The sequence below is a fragment of the Amycolatopsis sp. NPDC049159 genome (genome assembly GCF_040648295.1).
GTDB classification, from domain to species: domain Bacteria; phylum Actinomycetota; class Actinomycetes; order Mycobacteriales; family Pseudonocardiaceae; genus Amycolatopsis; species Amycolatopsis pretoriensis_A.
This window is the reverse complement of sequence record NZ_JBEZDL010000012.1, coordinates 82154-99933: the sequence shown is the minus strand read 5'-3', so window position 1 is coordinate 99933 and position 17780 is coordinate 82154. Positions and strand designations below refer to the sequence as shown.

Below are 17780 nucleotides of genomic sequence, written 5' to 3'. Positions count from 1 at the left end.
TTAGATCACCGTTCGCAGGCCACGCCGTCGCCGTCGCGGTCGAGTGCGGACCGGTAACCCGGTTCCCCGCGGTAGAGCGGGGCGGCGCCGGCGGCCTTCGCGGCGGAGCAGTTCGCGTAGTAGGCGCTGTGGTCGGGTTCCGGGGCCGGCGGAGCTTCCTCGGTCGTCCGGACGACCGGCGGCGGCTTCGGGGCCGCCTTGGTCGCGGGCGCGGGCGGGGCGACCGGCGGGGCCGCGGTGGTGGGCAGCGGGGCCGGCGCGGGCGCGGGGGCGTCGATGGTGCCGTTGCACGGCGGGCCCCACAACCCGGTCGTGGCCTGCTTCGCCGCGGTTTCGGCGGCCGCGAGCGCCGGCAGGGTCGCGTTCGCCGCGTACTTCAGATAACCCAGCTGGATCGCGAGCGCCGCGTAATCGCGGCCGTCGGCCAGCGTCACCGCGATGCCTTGCGCCGTTTCCGCGCCGAGCGTCACGACTTTGCCGGAAAGCGTCGTGGCGGCCCAGCCCAGCGATTCCGTCGCGTAGCACCCGGTGCCGGCGAGCGGGGCGACGACGCCGAGCACGTGCACCGTTTTCGTGGTGCCGTCGCTGCCGTTCACGACGACGGTGGCGCCGTCGGTCACCGTGCCGACGGTGTGGGTCACCGCGACCGGGGTCGGCGTCGGCGACGGAGTCGTGCTGGTCGGCGGGGGTGTGGCCGACGCCGGCGCCGCCGCGGCGACCGGTTTCGGTGCGGGCGCCTCGCCGAAGACGGCGCCGAGCACGAACAGGACGCCGAAGGCGGCCAAGACGATCTTCAGCCAGTTCGGAATGCGTTTCATCCGGGATTCCCTGTTCTCCGACGCGGTGTGCCGACGGTGTACTCGCGAAATCTCCCGCCGTTGTTACGCGCGTTCCCGTGATCGACCACCAGTCGTTATCGGACGGAATGTTGCCGTCACGATCCCGTCACGAACCACCGATCCACGCCGAAAAGCTGTCACAACGCCCGCCGGGAAAACGACCAGCGGGGCGTGATCGAATCCCTCTCGCTGCTCGGTGCCGGCGGCCATCCCGCGCGGGGCACCGACTTCACCGCGCTGGACATCCGCACGACCGGGCTGCGGCCGGGGCACGTCGTCGAGCTGGCCGCCGTGCGGGTCCGCCCCGACGGCACGGTCGCGGGCGAACTGTCGACCCTGGTCGACCCCGGACCCGGCGTGCCGCCCGGCCCGGTCGCCCTGCACGGCATCACGCGCGCCGACCTCGACGGCGCACCCGCGTTCGGCGCGGCGCTGGGCTCGCTGCTGAACCTGTGCCGCGGCAGCGTCGTCGTCGCGCACGACCTGCCGTTCGTCGCGTCCTTCCTGGACTCGGAGGCCGCCCGGATCGGCGCCCGCGTGCCGGTGCTGCCCGGTGTGGACACGCTGGCCGCCGCGCGGACCGCCGTTGGGCTGCCCAACCACCGGCTCGCCACCGTGGCGCCCGCCTTCGGGATCGCGGCCCGGCCCGGCCGGACGGCGTTGTCCGGCGCGCGCACCGTCGCGCAGCTCGCCGTCAGCCTCTTCGGCCGCCACGGCTTCACGTTCGCCTCGCCACCCGTTCTCCCCGCGCTGCCGCAGTTCGCGGCCGGCCCGCTGCGCCCGCGCGCCGACGTCCCGGCCGGCGAACCGGGGTGGATGGCCGAGGCCGTCGAGCGGGTGGCGATCGGCGCGGACGGCGACGCGTACCTGGACCTGCTCGCCGGCGTCGTCGCCGACCGGCACCTGGCGCCGGACGAGGTGGCGGCGCTGGCCGGGCTGGCGGCCGAAGCCGGCTGGCCGGCCGAGCGCGTGCGCTCGACGCACGAGCGGTTCGTGGTCGCCCTGCGCGAAATGGCGGAACGGGACGGCGTGGTGACCGCCGCGGAAGCCCGTGAGCTGCGGCAGGTGGCGACCGCTCTCGGCGTCGCGGACGCCGGTGACCTGCGGCCGACGGCGGACGGCAGACCGGCCCGGGTGCTCGTCCTCGGCACCACCGCGGCGGCCGACCGGCTGCGCGCCCGCGTGCTGGCGGAGGGCGTGCAGCTGGCCAAGAAGCTCACCGCGAGCGTGACGCACCTGGTGGCCGACCCGAGCGTGCCCGCGAACGAGCCGCGCCTGGCGCGCGCCGCCGAGCTCGGTGCGGACGTGCTCGACGTCCACTCGGCACCGGTCGCGCTCGGCTTCGAACCACCGCCCGCGCCACCGGCGCCCGCGCCCGCGCCGGTTCCGGCGAGGGCCCGGCTGCCGAAGGTTGTCGGCGGGCGGGTCCTGATGGGTGCCGGGCTGCTGCTGATGTTCTTCACCGTCGTCGGCATGTTCGCGGGGACACCGCTGGTCGCCGGGATCTTCTTCGCCTTCTTCGCGGTCGGCGCCCTGCTCGGCGGCTGGTGGCTGGCCGAGCCCGCGCCGCGCTAACGTCGGGGAAGTGCCGAAGCTGATCCACTTGAACGGGCCGTCCGGGATCGGGAAGTCCACGATCGCGCGGGCCTACGCCGAGCGGCACCCCGGAGTGCTGAACCTCGACACCGATCGGGTCGTCTGCCTGATCGGGGGGTGGCGGGAGACCTTCTTCGAGACCTTCCGGGCCGCGCAGCTGCTCACCCGGGCCATGGCCGAGACGCACCTGAAGAGCGGGCACGACGTCGTCATGCCGCAGCTCGCCACCCGGGTCGCCGACATCGAGGCCTTCGAGCGGGTCGCCGCGGACTGCGGGGCCGAGTACCGGGAAATCCTGCTCACCGCCGGCAAGCCCGTCGCCACCCGGCGGTTCGCCGAGCGGGCCGCAAAGGGGGACGCCGAAACCGAAGGGGTCGACGGCGTCCTGAACGCGCGCGGCGGCACCGCCATGGTCGAGCGGATCCACGACCAGCTCACCGCCTACCTCCCGCAGCGGCCCGGGTGCGTCGTCGTCGAGACCGGCGGGCGGGCGCCCGAGGAAACCTACGACGCCGTCGTCGCCCAGCTGAGCGGGCGGTGACGCGGTCCGGTTCACTGTCGGCATGGCGGGCATCCCGGAATTCGCGCTGCGGCAGATCGAGCGCTGGTGTGCCCGACGCGTGCCCGAGCACCTGCGGGACCAGGTGCGGGTCGAGTGCCGCACGCGGGGGCGGGCCGTCACCATCGTCGAGCTGCGGGGCGGGAGCGAGCAGAAGATCGCGCAGCTGCGCGTCGACGACTTCGGGATCTGGTCGGTGTTCTGGGCCGAGGAGAACGGGCGGTGGCTGGCGCACCCGGACGCGCCCGTCGCGAGCACGCCGCCGCCGTTGCTGGCCGAGATCGAACGGCGCTGCGAGCGGGACTAGGCGGGCGGCGGGAAGCGGACCTCGTTGCGGTCGATCTTCGCGTGCGCCGCGGCCGGCAGGTCGACGCCGAGGCGGTCCGCCAGCTGCAGCAGGTACAGCGTGACGTCGGCGATCTCGTCGAGCACCTTCGCCTCCAGCTCGGCGTCTTCACGCCACGCGTCGGACTCCTCCGGCGTCAGCCACTGGAACAGCGAGGTCAGTTCGCCGACCTCGCCGGAGAGCGCCATCACGAGGTTTTTGGGCGTGTGGAAGGGCTCCCAGGCGCGGGCCGCCGCGAAGCCGCGCAGCCGCTGGGTCACGTCGTCGAAGGTCACGCGGCGATTGTGCCCGGCCGTCACGGTGCGCTAACGGCCGTATGGCGGATTGGCGTTGACCGGTGAATCTCTCACTCAATAGGTTGCACTTCGTCGGGATGCTTGCGGGGCCCAAGGCTGGGAAAGGAACGTCTTGAAGTACCTGCGGTCCGTCCGCGGCCGGATGCTGGGCATCGCGCTCCTCCCCGGTGGTGCCCTCGTCGCCGTGGCGATCGTCATCACCGCTTTCCTGCTCCACCAAGCGGTTCGCACGCGCGACCTCGCGGTCGAGACGGCGAACGCCGCGGACCGGACGGCTCGGGCCGTCGTCGCGTTGCAGGCGCAGCGGAGCGCGGCGATGGCCGCGCCGGAGCTGCGGACGGCCGCGTACGCGAGCTACACCCAGCGCATCGAAACCGCCATCGCCGGGCTGCGCGACTACGTCCGCCGCGCGCCGGACGCCGAATCGGCCTACCAGCAGACGACCGCCGTCGAGCTGCTGTCCGTCGCCGAAGGCATGGATCGCTCGGATTCCCTTGCGCTGGCGGGACTCGACGGCGTCACGCGGCGGCCGTACGCCTCCGCCGTCGCCGCCTACCGGGCCGGGCTGACGCGGGTCGCGCCGCAGCTGACCGACAGCGGCCGGATCGCTTACGAGTCGCTCACGCGCAGCGCCGACTGGAGCCGGCTGGCCGCCGCCGAGGATGCGTTCACCGCCGCCGAACCGCTGCCCGTGGCCGAATCCACGTGGCGCAGCGCCGCCTTCACCGTCTCCGAGCAGCTCGGCCGGCTCTACACCCAGCAGAGCCAGTACGCCGTGCAGCTCACCCTCGACGACGGCCGCCGCACGCTCGCCGGCGCGCTCGCCGCGGGGACCGCGCTGCTGCTGGGCGCGGTGCTCCTGCTGGTCGTGGTGCGGCGGCTCGTGGCGCGGGTGCCGGTGCCGGTCGTCCCGATCATGGTCCCGACCGTCTGCTCGCCCATCCCGCGTCCCCGCCACGCACGGTCACGACGGCCGCGCGTGCCCGAGCCGTGGCCGCTGAAAGCCGTGCTCGACGACTTGCGCCGCCAGTGAGCGCCTCACCGAGAGTCACTCGTTACTCCGAAAAGAGCACGCGGTTGGCCCACACGCCGCCTTGCCGGGCTCGGGCAGACTGGTGCGCGTGAGTCCCCCCTCGGATCTTCGCCCCTACCTGCGCACTTTGGACGCGGAGACACTGGCGGACCTGCTGCACGCCCAAGCCGAGCGTGACCCTGAGTTGCGGCACTCGCTCGAACTGCGCGCGGCAACCCAATCCGGTGACGTCAGCGAGGCGCACCGCTTGCTCGACACCGCCGTGACCGACGGGAACGTCGAGTACACCGCGAAGGTCGGCGCGGTGCTGGACACGCTGCAGCGGATGCTCGACGCCGGCAGCCGCGCCGACCTGGCGCCGCTGGCCCGGCGCACGGTCGACGACATCAGCGAGGTGCTGGAGCAGGCCGGCGACCACCCCGGCGACCTCGGCGAGCGGCTGGACCGGGCCGTCGAGCTGTACGCCCGCGCGTGCGCCGCCCGCCCGCCGGACCCGGAGAAGCTGGCCGGCTGGATCGTCGAGGTGGAGTTCGACGGCCCGGGGTGGCCGGTCATCGACCTCGCCGATTTCGCGACCGCGCTGGGCGAACGCGGACTCAAGCTGATCAAGTCCGTGGTGGACGACGTGCTCGCGGCGAACGTCCCGGGCCACCGCCGGGACGTGGCCGAACGGCTGCGGGAACAGCTGGCCGAGGTGCGCGGCGACGTCGACGAGCTGGTCGCGATCCTGTCGGCCAAGCCACCGCGCGTCGACGTCAGCCTCAAGATCGTCCGGGTGCTGCGGGCCGCGGGACGGCACAGCGAGGCCATCGCGCACGCCGCCCGCGCGCTCACCCACGACAAGCAGCCGCCGGCGCCGCCGGAACCCGAGGACGAGACTTCCCGCCGCCGCAAGGACTTCGACGCCCGGCCGGACCGCGAGACGTTCGCCGCACTGCGCGAAGCCGCGCAGGCCGCGGGCAAGTGGACGGCGCAGCGCCGGGACGCGCTGGCGACCCTGCGCGAACGCGCCGCCGAAGGCGGGGCCGACGAACTCGTCCGCGTCCTGCTCGACGACGGCCGTCCCGACGAAGCCTGGCGCGCCTGCGTCCGGTTCGGGGCGTCGCCGGAGCTGAAGCTCGAACTGGCCGAGCTGCGCGCGGCCGGGCACCCGGCCGAGACGATCCCGGTCTTCCGCGAGCACGTCGATGAGCTCATCGAGCGCAAGGACCCGCAGGCGTACCAGGAAGCCGCCCGCCGGCTGAAGCTGTTGCGCGGCTTGCACAAACGCGCCGAAACGCCGGAAGAATTCACGGCCTACCTGGCCGCGCTGGTGGAAACCCACCGCCGGAAGTCCCGGCTGATCACGGAAATCCGCACCGCGCGGATTGCGCTGCCCAAAGCCGTAACTTCCCCGCGCGCACCTCGTTGACCGCAGTGAACCGGTGTGCACGTGCACCGGGGCACCGCGAGCCCGCCATGGCGGAGACGTCCTGGCCAGCGCCGTCGCGGTGGCCCTGTCCCGTCGCCCCGCCCGGCGCCTCCCCGCCGGGCACGCGACCGGGACCCGCGCCAGGGCCACCGCGACCGGCTCGCCGGTAGGTGAAAACATGGGCCTATGAGCCCGGTTAGTCGTGCCCGCAAGAGGCAGCCGCAGCCCGTCACCCACAGCGTGACCGGCCTGTTCAAGGACGTCCTGAACGACTTCTCGGCGCTGGGTGCCGAGCCCGCGCCGGTCGACGTCGAGCTGCTCGCCTCCGAGGTGCTCGGCCAGTTCCACGACGTGCCCGTCGAAGACGGCGAAGAGCCGCTCGGCCTGGAGCTGATCGCCTTCGCGCAGCGCAAGATCACCCCCGGTGCGGCCGCGCTGCTGGCCGCGCTGAAGGTCGTCGCCGAAACCGACGTCGAGCGCAAGGCCGCCGACGCCGGGCTGCAGGTCGTGCTCGGCCGCGGCATCCCCGCGCCGACGTGGGCCGGTGACCTGGGCCGGGTGCGCGCCGGCGAGTGCTGGCGCACCGGTGACGTCTACGGCGACGAGTCGTCCCTGCTCTGCGTCTTCTCCCACGGCGACCAGGCGTACGGCCTGCTCGCGCTCCTCGACTTCACCGAGGGCGGCCGGGTGCGGGACCTCGTCGTCATCGACCAGCCCGCCGACGTCCTCGGCGAAATGCGGGAGCAGGCCGAAGCCGATCCGGAGCTGGTCGTCTTCGAAGCCGTCGAGCCCGCCGAGGCGCACCGCCTGATCGCGGACGGTCTCGCCGCGACCGACCACCTCGAGGACGCCGACGTCAGCGAGGACTACGCGCGCTTCCACGCGGTCACGCTCACCTGGTGCCGCGCGCTGCCGGAGCCCGCGCTCGTGCCCGAGGTGGCCGAGTGGTCCGAAGCCGAGCGGGCCGCGGTCGTCGAGCAGTTCGTCGCGGCGAGCGGTGAGGACGCCGACGCCGCCCGCGCGATCGGCCGCCTGCTGCTGGAGCACGGGCTGCGCACCGACCCGGCGAACCCGCTGCGCGTCGGCCCGGAGAAGGTGGCGCGGTTCCTCGAGGGCCTGCTGGGCGAGGAGTACGAGCTCGACGCCGACCACGAGGAAGCCGTCGAGCCGGTCGTGCTGGCCTGGGTGCAGTGGACGGGGGAGCGGGCCGGCCTGACCGAGACTGCCATCGCCGCCCTCGACGAAGCCGTCGCCGACTACCTCAGCGAGTACGCCGACGAGGACGACTCCCCGCTGGAGCGCTACTTCGACGGCGTCGGCGACCTGTCGCCGAGCGAACTGGCCGACGCGCTGGAGCGCCGGATGTTCGCCGTGCCGTCGCTGACCACGGAGATCGACGACGAAGAGGTCGACCTCGACCCGACCGACGCCGAGCAGCGCCGGGCGCTCGTCATCGCCGAGGCCGACGAGGACGAGGAAGAACAGCGCCTGATCCTGCGCGCGACCATCGTCGACCAGCTGTGGGACAACGAGCCCGCCGACGTCTGGCAGACCGTGGAGCGCCTGAACGAGGGCGAGCTCGACCGCGACGAGATCTTCGAGCAGCTGATCGACGCGCTGGAAGGCAGCTTGGTGGAAGGCGAAAGCCTCGAGTACGACGCGGACGCCTACGTCGAGGCGCTCGGCGAACTCTGACGGCTACGGCAGGGGGCCCGCCGGTTCGGCGGGCTTCTTGCTGCGGCGCTCCTGCAGCCGGTCGTCGAAGTCGACGACGAACGTCCCGGCGGCCATCGCGATCAGCAAGACCAGACCGAGCAACGCGCCGACCCACGTGAGGACCATCGAGAACATCGTGGGCCTCCTCCCCAGCTCAGAGCCGTTTTCCTGACTCCTTCAGGGTCGCTTTCCGAACGGGCGTCCGGTATCGGCCAACCGGTTAGGCCTCGCTGCCTCCCCTCGGCCGATCGGCCGGTGTTCGGGGGCTCAGCGTGGGAATGGTGCGCGTGTGGGTGACGGATCAGAGCTTGCGGAGCCGGACGCGGTTGATCGCGTGATCGCAGTCCTTGCGCAGCACGAGCGTCGCCCGGGGCCGGGTCGGCTTGATGTTCTCCATCAGGTTCGGCTCGTTGATCGAGCGCCACAGGTGCTTCGCCTCGGCGCGGGCCTCGTCGTCCGGCAGGCCGGCGAAGTGGTGGAAGTGCGACGCCGGGTCCGCGAACGCCGTGTGCCGCAGCTCCAGGAACCGCTCGATGTACCAGCGCTGGATGTCGTCGGTGTGCGCGTCGACGTAGATCGAGAAGTCGAAGAGGTCCGACACCATCAGCCGCGGGCCCGGCTGCAGCACGTTCAGGCCCTCGAGGATGAGGATGTCCGGCTGCTGCACGACCTGCTCCTGGCCGGGCAGGATGTCGTAGGCCAGGTGCGAGTACACCGGCGCGGCGACGCGCTCGGCGCCCGACTTGACGTCGGTGACGAACCGCAGCAGCGCGCGCCGGTCGTAGCTCTCCGGGAAGCCCTTGCGGTGCATGATCCCGCGCCGCATCAGCTCGGCGCGCGGGTACAGGAAGCCGTCGGTGGTGACCAGGTCGACGCGGGGGTGGTCCGGCCAGCGGGCGAGCAGCGTGCGCAGGATGCGGGCGGTGGTCGACTTGCCGACCGCCACGCTGCCCGCGATGCCGATCACGAACGGGACCTTCGTGCCGCGGGAGTCGTCACCGAGGAACGTCGTCGTCGCTTCGTAGAGCCGCTGGCGCGCGGCGACCTGCAGGTTGATCAGGCGGGACAGCGGCAGGTAGACGTCGGCCACCTCGGCCAGGTCGACCTGCTCGCCGAGGCCGCGCAGCCGCAGCAGCTCGGCCGCGGTCAGCGGCAGCGGAGTCGAACTCCGCAGTTCTTTCCATTGTTCCCGGTGCAGCTCGACATACGGGCTGAGTTCGCGGACCCGGGTCATCGCACACTCCTCCGGCCGTCGCCTGCACTGGCGCACGTTCTACCTGCGTGATTAACGGTAGGGCTTGCGACGGGTGAACGCGCTGTGATGTAGTCCACCCCCTGATTTTCAGGGGTTACCGCGGGTAACGGTTCCCGAAGACCTCGTCCCACGCGGCCGCGACCTGACGGGCGCACGTCGCCGGGTCGACGCCGCCGACGCCGGTGCCCAGTCCCGGCATCGCGATGGTGTCGACGTGCTCGCGCACCGGCCCGTGGTCGAGCTGCCCGTCACGCCACTGGAGGAACACCGCGCGGGCGGCGAGGTAGGGGTGGACGGTGTCGGCGGGCAGCAGCTCGCCGGGCTCGCGCATGGTCGGTGCGCTGATCAGCCAGGCCGGCTCGGGCTCGCCGGTCGGGACGATCACGGCCTCGCCGATCGGCAGCTCGCCGCCGTGGAACGCCAGCACAGCGCTGCGAACGCTCTGCTCGACGTCGGGGAACGCCCGCGCGTAGACCGCGTCGATGCCGCCGCGCATCCAGCCGTAGGAGTTGGCCGGGCTGACCACGGCCTGCGCGACGACGTCGAGGACCGACCCGCGGTGCACCCGGACCCGGCCGGCCAGTTTTCCCACGGCGGCGGTCCAGGCGGTGGCGAGTGGTTCATCGACGGCGCACAGCACCAGCTCGGGGGTCCGAGGGGAGACCGGGGGACGTGCGTCCCCGCGGCCGGTGTGCGTGCCCGAGTCGGCGGTCACAGTCCCCAGCATCGCAAAAAACGCCACCCGGCGTAACCGGTTCACGTACCGGCTGTCCGAGTGAAAGTCGCCACGCGGCACCCCCGTAACCTGGGCGCTGTGTCACGGATCGCATACTTCGGCCCCCGGGGGACCTTCACCGAACAGGCCGCGCGGGCGCTCGCCCCCGGCGACGAACTGATTCCGGTCGAGACCGTGCGGCAGGCGATGACGACCGTCCGCGAGGGCGGGGCGGACGCCGCCTGCGTGCCGATCGAGAACTCGGTCGAAGGCGTGGTGCCGACGACGCTCGACGCGTTCAGCGAGGCGACGCCGCTGGTCGCCGTCGCCGAGGCCATCCTGCCGATCCACTTCAGCGTGCTGACCCGGCGCGGGGGCGGCGAGATCCGGACCGTCGCCAGCCACCCGCACGCGCTGGCCCAGGTCCGCGAGTGGCTCGAAGCGAACCTCCCGGGCGCGCACCCGGTGGCGTCGTCGTCGACGTCCGCCGCCGCCGTCGGCGTGCTGGAGGGCGAGTTCGACGCGGCGGTCTGCGCGCCGGTCGCGGTCGAGCACTACGACCTCGACGTGCTGGCCACCGAGGTCGCCGACGTGACCGACGCGGCGACGCGGTTCCTGCTGGTCCGCCCGCCGGGCGAGCTGCCGGAGCCGACGGGCGCGGACCGGACGTCGGTGGTCGCCGCGGCCGTCAACCGCACCGGCACGCTCGCCGAGCTGCTCACCGCGCTGGCCGACCGGGGGATCAACCTGACCCGGCTCGACGCGCGGCCGACGCGCAACAACTTCGGCGAGTACCGCTTCTTCATCGACTTCGAGGGGCACGTGGCCGAGCCGCGCATCCTCGACGCGCTGACCGCGCTGCGCCGGCACTGCCGCAACCTGCGGTTCCTCGGCTCGCACCCGCGTGCGGACGGCACCCGCACCACGATCGAGCCCGGCGCCGGCAACGACGACTTCGTCGAAGCAGCGGTGTGGGCCGAAGCGGTCCGCAAGGGGGAGCTCGCGTGAGGCTGCTGCTCATCCGCCACGGGCAGACCGACGGGAACGTCCGCGGCGCGCTCGACACGGCCCTGCCCGGGCCGCCGCTGACCGACCTCGGCCGGCGGCAGGCCGAGCAGCTCGCGGTGCGGCTCGCGGGCGAACCGCTGGTCGCGGTCTACGCCTCGCAGGCGACCCGCGCCCAGCAGACCGCGGCGCCGCTGGCCGCGCGGTTCGCCATGGACGTGCAGGTCGTCGACGGCGTGCACGAGGTCGTCGCGGGCGATCTGGAGGGCGCGACCGACCACGAGTCGATCCGGGTCTACATGGACACGGTCCGGCGCTGGACGCTCGGCGAGCTGGAGCCGTCGCTGCCCGGCGGCGAGAGCGGCACCAGCGTGCGCAGCCGGATGCTCGACGCGGTCGGCGCGCTGCGGGCCAAGCACGAGCAGGCCGACCCGGACGGCGTGGTCGCGCTGGTCAGCCACGGCGGCGCGATCCGGCTGGCCGGCGAGTGGCTGGCGCCGAACGTCCACGCCGACGTCGCCAACGCGGCGCTGATCCCGAACACCGGTCTCGTCGAGCTGACGGCCCGGCCGGACGGGGTGTGGCACTGCCTGACCTGGGTCGACACCCCGATCTGAACGTCACGAAAGTGTGATCTCGTCACGTTTGAGAAACGTTTGGTGGGGAATTAACGGTGCGAACCAACCTGCCGGAGATCCGTACGTCTACCCAGTAGCAAGACATCAGGGAGGCGATTGACATGGTTCGGACGAAGCTTTCACGGTTGTTCCCGGTGGTCGCGGCTTCGGCAGGCGTTTTCGCGCTTTCCGCCTGCGGGGGCGGCGGGGCCACGCCCGCGGCCAGCAGCTCGACGCCGTCGACCTCGGCGTCGCCGAGCTCCACCACCGTCACCACGGCCACGTCCAGCCCCAGCAGCTCGACGCCGGCCTCGTCGCCGCCCGCCCAGCCCGCGGACAACGGGCTCTGCAAGGCCGGCGACGTCAAGCTCGCGCTCGGCCAGGGCGACGCCGGTGCCGGCTCGACGTACCGGCCGCTGCTGATCACCAACTCGAGTTCGAAGCCGTGCCTCATCCAGGGCTTCCCCGGCGTGTCCTACGTCGCGGGCGCGGACGGGCACCAGGTCGGCAAGGACGCCTTCCGCGAAGGCAGCAAGGGCAACGCCGTCAAGCTGAACCCGGGCCAGACCGCGGCCGCCGACCTCCAGTTCGTGAACGTGCAGAACTTCGACTCGAACACGTGCCAGCCGACCGCGGTGAAGGGCCTGCGGATCTACCTGCCGCAGGAGACCGCGTCGAACTTCCTGCCGTCCGAGGGCACCGGCTGCGCCAGCACGAAGATCCCCGGCAACCAGCTCGCGGTGAAGACGGTTCACCCGGCCTAAATGCGGCCGCAGATCTCCTTGGCCTCGGTCAGGTGCCGCTGCCCGGAGATGTCGTTGAAGTGCAGGCTCAGCACCATCCGGCTGACGCCGTCGATGTGGTCGGCGAGCGGCTGGTAGTTGGCGTTGACCTGGGCGGCGGCCGCGGACAGGGCGCGGGCGGCCGTCATCCGCTGCAGCCGTTCCGCGCTGAGGCCGGGCGTCAGCGACGGCTGCGCGTCCCGGCTCGTGTCGGGTAGCTCGCCCACCCGGTCGAGCGCCTGGCACGCCGCGACGGCGTCGTCGAGCGCGCCGGCGTGCACCCCCGACAGCCCCCAGAGCAGCCCGAGCACGCTGCCGCCGAGCACGAACCCGGCGACCGCGCAGAGCACCAGCAGCCGGCGTGACGGCTGCGGTGCGGCGGGCTCGCCGGTCTCGGCCGGGGACTCCTCGAAGTCGGGAACGGCGTCGGTGCCGGTGCCCGGGTCCACGGTGCGCATGGTCGCCTCCTCACCACCTGGGTGAGGAGCTATTTCAGCTCACAATCACGGATCCTGGTGCATCAGCGCCGCGGCTGAGTCCGATTCGTCACCGAGCGGGAACCGCCGCAGCGCCCCGAAGGCGAACGCGGCGATCACCAGCATGGCCACCCCGGACGCGGCGAACGTCCGCGCGGCCGAGCCGAGCGCGCCGGTCAGCACCCCGCCGAGCAGGGCGCCGATCGGGATCGCGCCCCAGACCACCGTGCGCCAGACGCCGAGCACCCGGCCGAGCAGCTCGCCCGGCACGAGCGTGTGCCGGGCGGTCGCGAGCACGACGTTCACCGCGACCACGGAGGCCGCGAACAGGCCGAACAGCACCGCACCCGTGACCGGCGAGCGCACCAGGCCCATCCCGCCGAAGCCGAGGCCGCAGCCGAGGATCCCGCCGACGACGACCGCGCGCCGGCCCGCCGCGCGCACCAGCCGCGGCGCGACGCCCGCGCCGGCGAGCCCGCCGATGCCGCCGACGAACGCGAAGAGCCCGAAGGCCGCATCGGACAGGTGGAGGTCGTCGAGCGCGTAGAGCACCAGCTGCGCCTGCGCGAGCTCGCTGACCAGGCTGAGCAGCCCGGCGACGACGACCAGCCGGAGCAGCAGCGGGTGCCCGCGCAGCCAGCGCAGGCCGTCGGCCAGCTCGGTGCGCAACCGAGCCGGCCGCGCCTCGCCGCGTCCGCGGTAGGTGCCGGTCAGCCCGAGCAGCACCGCGGCCGCGATCGCGAACCCCGCGGAGTTGAGGACGAACGGGAACGCGGCGAAGAGCGCGAAGGCCAGGCTCCCGATCGGCCCGCCGAGGAACGTCTGGCCGACGATCTCGCAGGCCTGCAGCTTGCTGTTGGCGGCGTCGAGCGAGCCGTCGCCGACGACCGCCGGGACCAGCGCGTTCGCCGCGCTGTCGGCGATCGTCTCGGCCGTCCCGATGACCAGCGCGGTCAGGTAGACCAGCCAGATCGTCATCCCGCCGGTGGCGACCAGCACCGCCAGCACGCCCACCGCGGCCGCGCGGACGGAGTTCGCGACGACCATCGCGCGCCGCCGGTCGATCCGGTCGACCAGCGCGCCGGCGACGGCGGCGAACAGCAGCCACGGCAGGAACTGGGTGGCGGACAACCCGGCGATGAGCACCGGGTCGTGGGTGAGGGTCGTGGCCAGCAAGGGGAGGGCCACCTTGCCGATGCCGTCCCCCAGGTGGGAGGCCGCGCTCGACGTCAGCAGCCACGGGAGTCTTCGCGCGTTGTCCATCGGGGCCCCCAGCACGTATCGCAGTCACCCAATGACTTCGGGTAACAGGATAAGGGGGTCGTCACCCGATCGGGGTTACAGTGCGGGCTCAGCCCCAGCCGAGTTCGTGCAACCGGGCGTCGTCGATGCCGAAGTGGTGACCCAGCTCGTGCACGACGGTGATCAGCACCTCTTCGACGACCTCGTCCTCGTCTTCGCACATCGAGAGGATCGGCTGCCGGTAGATCGAGATCCGGTCGGGCAGCACCCCGCCGTACGACGACGTCCGCTCGGTCAGCGCGACGCCGTGGTAGAGCCCGAGGATGTCCGGCGCCTCGTCGTTGAACTCCTCGACCAGCACGACGACGTTGTCCATCGCGCGCGCGAACTCGGCCGGTACCTCGTCCAGCGCCGCCGAGACCAGTTCTTCGAACCGCTCCCGGCTCATCTCGACCGGCATCAGCCGTTCGTCTTCGTCGACGGCGGGGCCGAGTTCGACGTGGCCGGGCCGCCGCCCCCGTCCGACGGCGGGCCGCCGTCCTGGGGCTGGCCGCCGTCGGGACCGGCCGGCGCGGCCTTGACGCTGCCGGTGACCGCCTGCAGGCCGCTCTTGTCCGGCAGGAGCGCCGCCACCTTGCAGTTGACCTTGGCCGACCCCGCGTCCCAGCTCTCCTGCTCGCGCAGGTCCCAGGTCAGGATCAGCTTCTTCTGGTCGAGGTCGGCGCCGCCGGTGTAGTCCGCCGCGGCCTTGGTGCACTCGGTGTCGAGCCAGGCCTTCTGGTCGTCCTGCTTCGGGTAGCCGTCCTTGAACTTCGTCTTGAGGTCGAGGGTCGCGATGATCTCGTAGGAGTGCGGCTTGGCGCAGTCGAGCGGGTCGCCGACGCCCTTGCCCTGCAGTGCGAGGCAGGTGCCGGGCTCGAAGACCAGCGACTGGTCCTGCGTCTTGGCCGGCCCGGTCGTCGGCAGCAGCTTGCCGCCCGGGCCCGCCCACTGCAGGCCGCACCGCAGCTGGCGGTCGCCGTCGTCCCACTGCGACGGCGTCGGGCGCAGCAGGTTCGTCGTCAGCTTTCCGTAAGGATCGAGGTTGTGGCCGAGGTAGGGCTTCACGTCGGCGGTGCACTTCTGCTGCGCGATCTGCTGCCACTGCTCCAGCGACGGCACCGGCGCACCCTCCGGGAACTGGGCGCCGATGTCCGCCAGCGCGGTCACCTCGAACAGGTGCGGTTCGGTGCAGGCCACCTTCCGCGCGTCGCTCGCGTCCGGGTTGTCCCAGGTCAGGCAGCTGCCTGGGGGCGAGTGGAACGCCTCCTGGGCGGCCGCGGACAGCTTGCCGGCGCCACCGCCGGAGCCGCCGGTGATGCCGTCGCTCCAGGAAAAGACGACACTGAGGGCGAGCGCGATGAGCGCGCCCGCGAAGATCCCGCCCATCACGACGCGGGTGCGCAGCGTCTGCGTGGCGGTGGGGAACCGATCGGCGCTGGGAGACATCGCAGTCCATGATGCCCGCGCCGCGCGCGACGTGCGCGATCCGGGTGGTTAGGGTGGGTCACGGTTTCGTGGTGGCCGGGATTACGGAGCGCACATGACGCAGGACAGCAACACTGGGGACCAGCCGCCCCCCGAGCCGCCGAAGCGCGGTTCGATGAGGTTCCAGGACTCGAACACGCAGCCCAAGCAGCCGTCGGTCGCCGAACAGCGGGCGCGGCAGCAGGCGCTCGCGCAGGAAGAACGCGACGAGGAGCTGGCCCGCCAGGCCGACGCCAAGGCGGCGACCCGGCGCAAGATCCTCATCGGCAGCGGGGTCACGGTCGGGCTCGTCGGCCTGGTCGCGACGTTCTACTCGGTCGCGAAGCCGGCCGGCGAGGTCACGGCCGTCTGCACCGACAAGGACGGCGTCGTCCAGAACGACGACTACTGCGACGACAACTACGTCACCAGCCACGGCGGCTACCACAGCGGTGGCTTCCTGTTCCTGCCGATCGGCGGTGGCGGCTACCAGAGCTACCGCTACAACTACGGCGGCACCGGCACCATCGGCCAGCGCGTGAGCGGTGGCTCGTACGACGCGCCGTCGTCGCGGACCAGCGTCAACACGAAGTCCGGCAAGTCCGTCCAGCGCGGCGGCTTCGGCATCAGCGGGAAGAGCGGCAGCACCGGGGGCACCGGCGGCAGCGGCAAGAGCGGGGGATCGTAGGTGTACCGGGACCGGCGTGAGCCGCGGCGCGACTGGCAGCGGATCGTCGAGGAGCAGGGACTCGTCTACGGCACGCCGGCCCGCGACAGCAGCGGCCGGATGCGGCCGTACTGGGACGAGTCCGTGCACTACGTCTTCGACATGGACGAGGTGCTCTCGCTCGAAGCCGACGTCGAACTGCTGCACTCGATGTGCCTCGAGGCCGTCGACAACGTCGTGACGACCGAGGGCTACCAGCGGTTCGGCATCCCCGAGTGGGTCTGGCCGCACATCGCCGAGTCGTGGAAGCGGCAGGACCCGCACGTCTACGGCCGGTTCGACCTGCGCTACGACGGCAAGTCGCCGGCGAAGCTGCTGGAGTACAACGCGGACACGCCGACCACGCTGCTGGAGGCGTCGCTGCTGCAGTGGCACTGGAAGACCGACGTCTTCCCGGACGACGACCAGTGGAACTCGATCCACGAGAAGCTCGTCGAGCGCTGGGCGTTCCTGCAGGACAAGCTGCCGTCGAACGAACTGCACTTCACCTGGTCGGCGGCCGATCCGAGCGGCGAGGACAACGTCACCACGGCGTACCTCCAGGAGACGGCGGCCGAGGCGGGGCTGGACACGGTGGGGCTGGCGATCGAGGAGATCGGCTGGGACCCGGTGCTCAAGCGGTTCGTCGACCTCGAAGAGTCGCAGATGGCGACCGTGCTGAAGCTGTACCCGTGGGAGTGGGTGGTCGACGAGGAGTTCGGCCGCAACGCCGTCGAGTCGCTGCCGCGGACGCTGTGGATCGAGCCGCTCTGGAAGATGATCCTCTCCAACAAGACGCTGCTGGCGATCCTGTGGGAGAACTACCCGGGCCACCCGAACCTGCTGCCCGCGTTCGCCGACGACCCCGGTCTGCTCACCGAGTACGTCCGCAAGCCGAAGCTGGGCCGCGAGGGCGCGAACGTGCAGATCGTCGCGACCGGCTACGAGACCCAGACCGACGGCGTCTACGGCGCCGAAGGCTTCGTCTACCAGGCGTTCGACCCGCTGCCCGAGTTCGACGGCTACCGGCCGGCGCTGGGCGCGTGGATCGTCGGCGACAGCTCCGCCGGCCTCGGCATCCGGGAGACCGGCGGCCTGGTCACCGACGACGGTGCGGCATTTGTCCCACATCGCATCGTCGAGTCGTGATAGAACACCGTCGCTGATCAGCTCTTTTCCCCTGGGAGACACACCGTGAACACGACCCTTGCGCTGTCCGACACGTTCGGCTCCGACCTCGTGCGGGGGATCGGCGCGATCCTGCTGTACGGCGTCATCGGCCTGATTCTGATGTTCGCCGGCTTCTACGCGATCGACTGGACCACGCCGGGCAAGCTGTCGAAGCTGGTCACGCAGGGCCTGCCGAACGCGGTGATCGTGACCGCGTCCGGGATGCTCTCGATGGCGTTCATCGTCGTCGTGGCGATCTTCAACTCGGCCAGCGACCTGACCGAGGGCCTGATCACGTCGCTGGTCTACGGCCTGCTCGGGATCATCGTGCAGGTGATCGCGGTCCGGCTCCTGGAGTGGGCGACCCGCATCGACGTGGCCTCGACCATCGAGAGCGAGAAGTTCGCCCCGGTCAGCATCGTGGTCGCGGCCGCGCACATCGGCCTGGGCCTCGTGGTGGCGGTCGGCATCTCCTGACGCCCGACCCCATGAACGACGTGAGCCGGGTCA

At 72.2% G+C, this 17780-nt stretch carries 21 protein-coding genes; 12 read left to right on the top strand and 9 right to left on the bottom strand.

Features of this window, described 5'->3' with window-relative positions; translation table 11 throughout:
- Nucleotides 1–5 precede the first annotated feature (5 nt).
- Entirely contained in the window at nt 6–818 is an 813-nt protein-coding gene (locus AB0B33_RS22930) for an excalibur calcium-binding domain-containing protein (RefSeq protein ID WP_360775037.1), read from the bottom strand.
- A 192-nt stretch (nt 819–1010) separates the two neighbouring features.
- Here AB0B33_RS22930 and AB0B33_RS22925 point away from each other — a divergent pair, with 192 nt between their 5' ends.
- The 3 genes from AB0B33_RS22925 to AB0B33_RS22915 are packed head-to-tail and all read left to right on the top strand — an operon-like array spanning nt 1011 to nt 3301.
- Nucleotides 1011–2414: a 3'-5' exonuclease gene (locus tag AB0B33_RS22925; RefSeq protein ID WP_360775035.1), complete on the top strand. Its 1404-nt coding sequence runs from the start codon at nt 1011–1013 to the stop codon at nt 2412–2414.
- A gap of 10 nt (nt 2415–2424) precedes the next feature.
- A complete protein-coding gene (locus tag AB0B33_RS22920) occupies nt 2425–2976 on the top strand; it encodes an AAA family ATPase (protein ID WP_360775032.1) in 552 nt (183 codons plus the stop codon).
- Nucleotides 2977–2998: 22 nt separating this feature from the next.
- Nucleotides 2999–3301 (top strand): DUF3024 domain-containing protein, encoded by a 303-nt coding sequence (locus AB0B33_RS22915; RefSeq protein WP_360775029.1) that lies wholly within the window; start codon nt 2999–3001, stop codon nt 3299–3301.
- Here AB0B33_RS22915 and AB0B33_RS22910 read toward each other — a convergent pair.
- On the bottom strand, nt 3298–3615 hold the full coding sequence (locus AB0B33_RS22910; RefSeq protein WP_086857376.1) for a nucleotide pyrophosphohydrolase: 318 nt from the start codon (nt 3613–3615) through the stop codon (nt 3298–3300). The genes AB0B33_RS22915 and AB0B33_RS22910 overlap by 4 nt on opposite strands.
- Nucleotides 3616–3748: 133 nt before the next feature.
- Between AB0B33_RS22910 and AB0B33_RS22905 the strand changes: the two genes are divergently transcribed.
- The 3 genes from AB0B33_RS22905 to AB0B33_RS22895 all read left to right on the top strand — a co-directional run bounded on the left by AB0B33_RS22905 (nt 3749) and on the right by AB0B33_RS22895 (nt 7775).
- Nucleotides 3749–4669: a nitrate- and nitrite sensing domain-containing protein gene (locus tag AB0B33_RS22905; RefSeq protein WP_360775025.1), complete on the top strand. Its 921-nt coding sequence runs from the start codon at nt 3749–3751 to the stop codon at nt 4667–4669.
- 88 nt (nt 4670–4757) lie between these two features.
- Nucleotides 4758–6080 (top strand): hypothetical protein, encoded by a 1323-nt coding sequence (locus tag AB0B33_RS22900; protein ID WP_360775022.1) that lies wholly within the window; start codon nt 4758–4760, stop codon nt 6078–6080.
- Nucleotides 6081–6266: 186 nt separating this feature from the next.
- Nucleotides 6267–7775, top strand: coding sequence for a hypothetical protein (locus AB0B33_RS22895; protein ID WP_360775020.1), 1509 nt, complete (start codon nt 6267–6269; stop codon nt 7773–7775).
- 3 nt (nt 7776–7778) lie between these two features.
- On the opposite strand, the gene AB0B33_RS22890 is transcribed toward AB0B33_RS22895, so the two are convergent.
- The 3 genes from AB0B33_RS22890 to AB0B33_RS22880 form a co-directional block, all read right to left on the bottom strand.
- Nucleotides 7779–7931, bottom strand: a complete 153-nt coding sequence (locus AB0B33_RS22890) for a hypothetical protein (protein WP_191983943.1) — start codon at nt 7929–7931, stop codon at nt 7779–7781.
- A 166-nt stretch (nt 7932–8097) separates the two neighbouring features.
- Nucleotides 8098–9030 carry a type I pantothenate kinase gene (gene coaA, locus AB0B33_RS22885; protein ID WP_125306249.1) on the bottom strand — a complete coding sequence of 311 codons (933 nt, stop codon included), beginning with the start codon at nt 9028–9030 and terminating at the stop codon, nt 8098–8100.
- Nucleotides 9031–9145: 115 nt separating this feature from the next.
- Nucleotides 9146–9766, bottom strand: a complete 621-nt coding sequence (locus AB0B33_RS22880; protein ID WP_360775015.1) for a macro domain-containing protein — start codon at nt 9764–9766, stop codon at nt 9146–9148.
- Between the two features lie 99 nt (nt 9767–9865).
- Between AB0B33_RS22880 and pheA the strand changes: the two genes are divergently transcribed.
- The 3 genes from pheA (at nt 9866) to AB0B33_RS22865 (ending at nt 12152) form a co-directional block, all read left to right on the top strand.
- Entirely contained in the window at nt 9866–10774 is a 909-nt protein-coding gene (pheA, locus tag AB0B33_RS22875; RefSeq protein WP_247015936.1) for a prephenate dehydratase, read from the top strand.
- On the top strand, nt 10771–11388 hold the full coding sequence (locus AB0B33_RS22870) for a histidine phosphatase family protein (RefSeq protein WP_360775013.1): 618 nt from the start codon (nt 10771–10773) through the stop codon (nt 11386–11388). Before pheA ends, AB0B33_RS22870 begins: the two co-directional genes overlap by 4 nt.
- Before the next feature lie 116 nt (nt 11389–11504).
- Nucleotides 11505–12152: a DUF4232 domain-containing protein gene (locus AB0B33_RS22865; protein ID WP_360775462.1), complete on the top strand. Its 648-nt coding sequence runs from the start codon at nt 11505–11507 to the stop codon at nt 12150–12152.
- Here the strand turns inward: AB0B33_RS22865 and AB0B33_RS22860 are convergent.
- From AB0B33_RS22860 to AB0B33_RS22845, 4 genes are all read right to left on the bottom strand, one after another.
- A complete protein-coding gene (locus tag AB0B33_RS22860; RefSeq protein ID WP_247015932.1) occupies nt 12149–12628 on the bottom strand; it encodes a hypothetical protein in 480 nt (159 codons plus the stop codon). The two genes, AB0B33_RS22865 and AB0B33_RS22860, sit on opposite strands and share 4 nt — an antisense overlap.
- Nucleotides 12629–12673: 45 nt before the next feature.
- Nucleotides 12674–13909 (bottom strand): MFS transporter, encoded by a 1236-nt coding sequence (locus tag AB0B33_RS22855; RefSeq protein ID WP_360775459.1) that lies wholly within the window; start codon nt 13907–13909, stop codon nt 12674–12676.
- Nucleotides 13910–13997: 88 nt separating this feature from the next.
- Nucleotides 13998–14348 carry a metallopeptidase family protein gene (locus AB0B33_RS22850; protein ID WP_360775010.1) on the bottom strand — a complete coding sequence of 117 codons (351 nt, stop codon included), beginning with the start codon at nt 14346–14348 and terminating at the stop codon, nt 13998–14000.
- Nucleotides 14348–15376: a septum formation family protein gene (locus tag AB0B33_RS22845; RefSeq protein WP_360775007.1), complete on the bottom strand. Its 1029-nt coding sequence runs from the start codon at nt 15374–15376 to the stop codon at nt 14348–14350. Before AB0B33_RS22845 ends, AB0B33_RS22850 begins: the two co-directional genes overlap by 1 nt.
- Before the next feature lie 154 nt (nt 15377–15530).
- On the opposite strand from AB0B33_RS22845, the gene AB0B33_RS22840 reads away from it, so the two are divergent.
- Genes AB0B33_RS22840 through AB0B33_RS22830 form a run of 3 tightly spaced genes read left to right on the top strand, consistent with a single transcriptional unit; the run spans nt 15531 to nt 17747 of the window.
- Nucleotides 15531–16082, top strand: coding sequence for a hypothetical protein (locus tag AB0B33_RS22840; RefSeq protein ID WP_360775004.1), 552 nt, complete (start codon nt 15531–15533; stop codon nt 16080–16082).
- On the top strand, nt 16083–17249 hold the full coding sequence (locus AB0B33_RS22835) for a glutathionylspermidine synthase family protein (protein WP_247015924.1): 1167 nt from the start codon (nt 16083–16085) through the stop codon (nt 17247–17249). It begins immediately after the preceding gene.
- A 45-nt stretch (nt 17250–17294) separates the two neighbouring features.
- A complete protein-coding gene (locus AB0B33_RS22830) occupies nt 17295–17747 on the top strand; it encodes a DUF350 domain-containing protein (protein WP_247015922.1) in 453 nt (150 codons plus the stop codon).
- Nucleotides 17748–17780 lie beyond the last annotated feature (33 nt).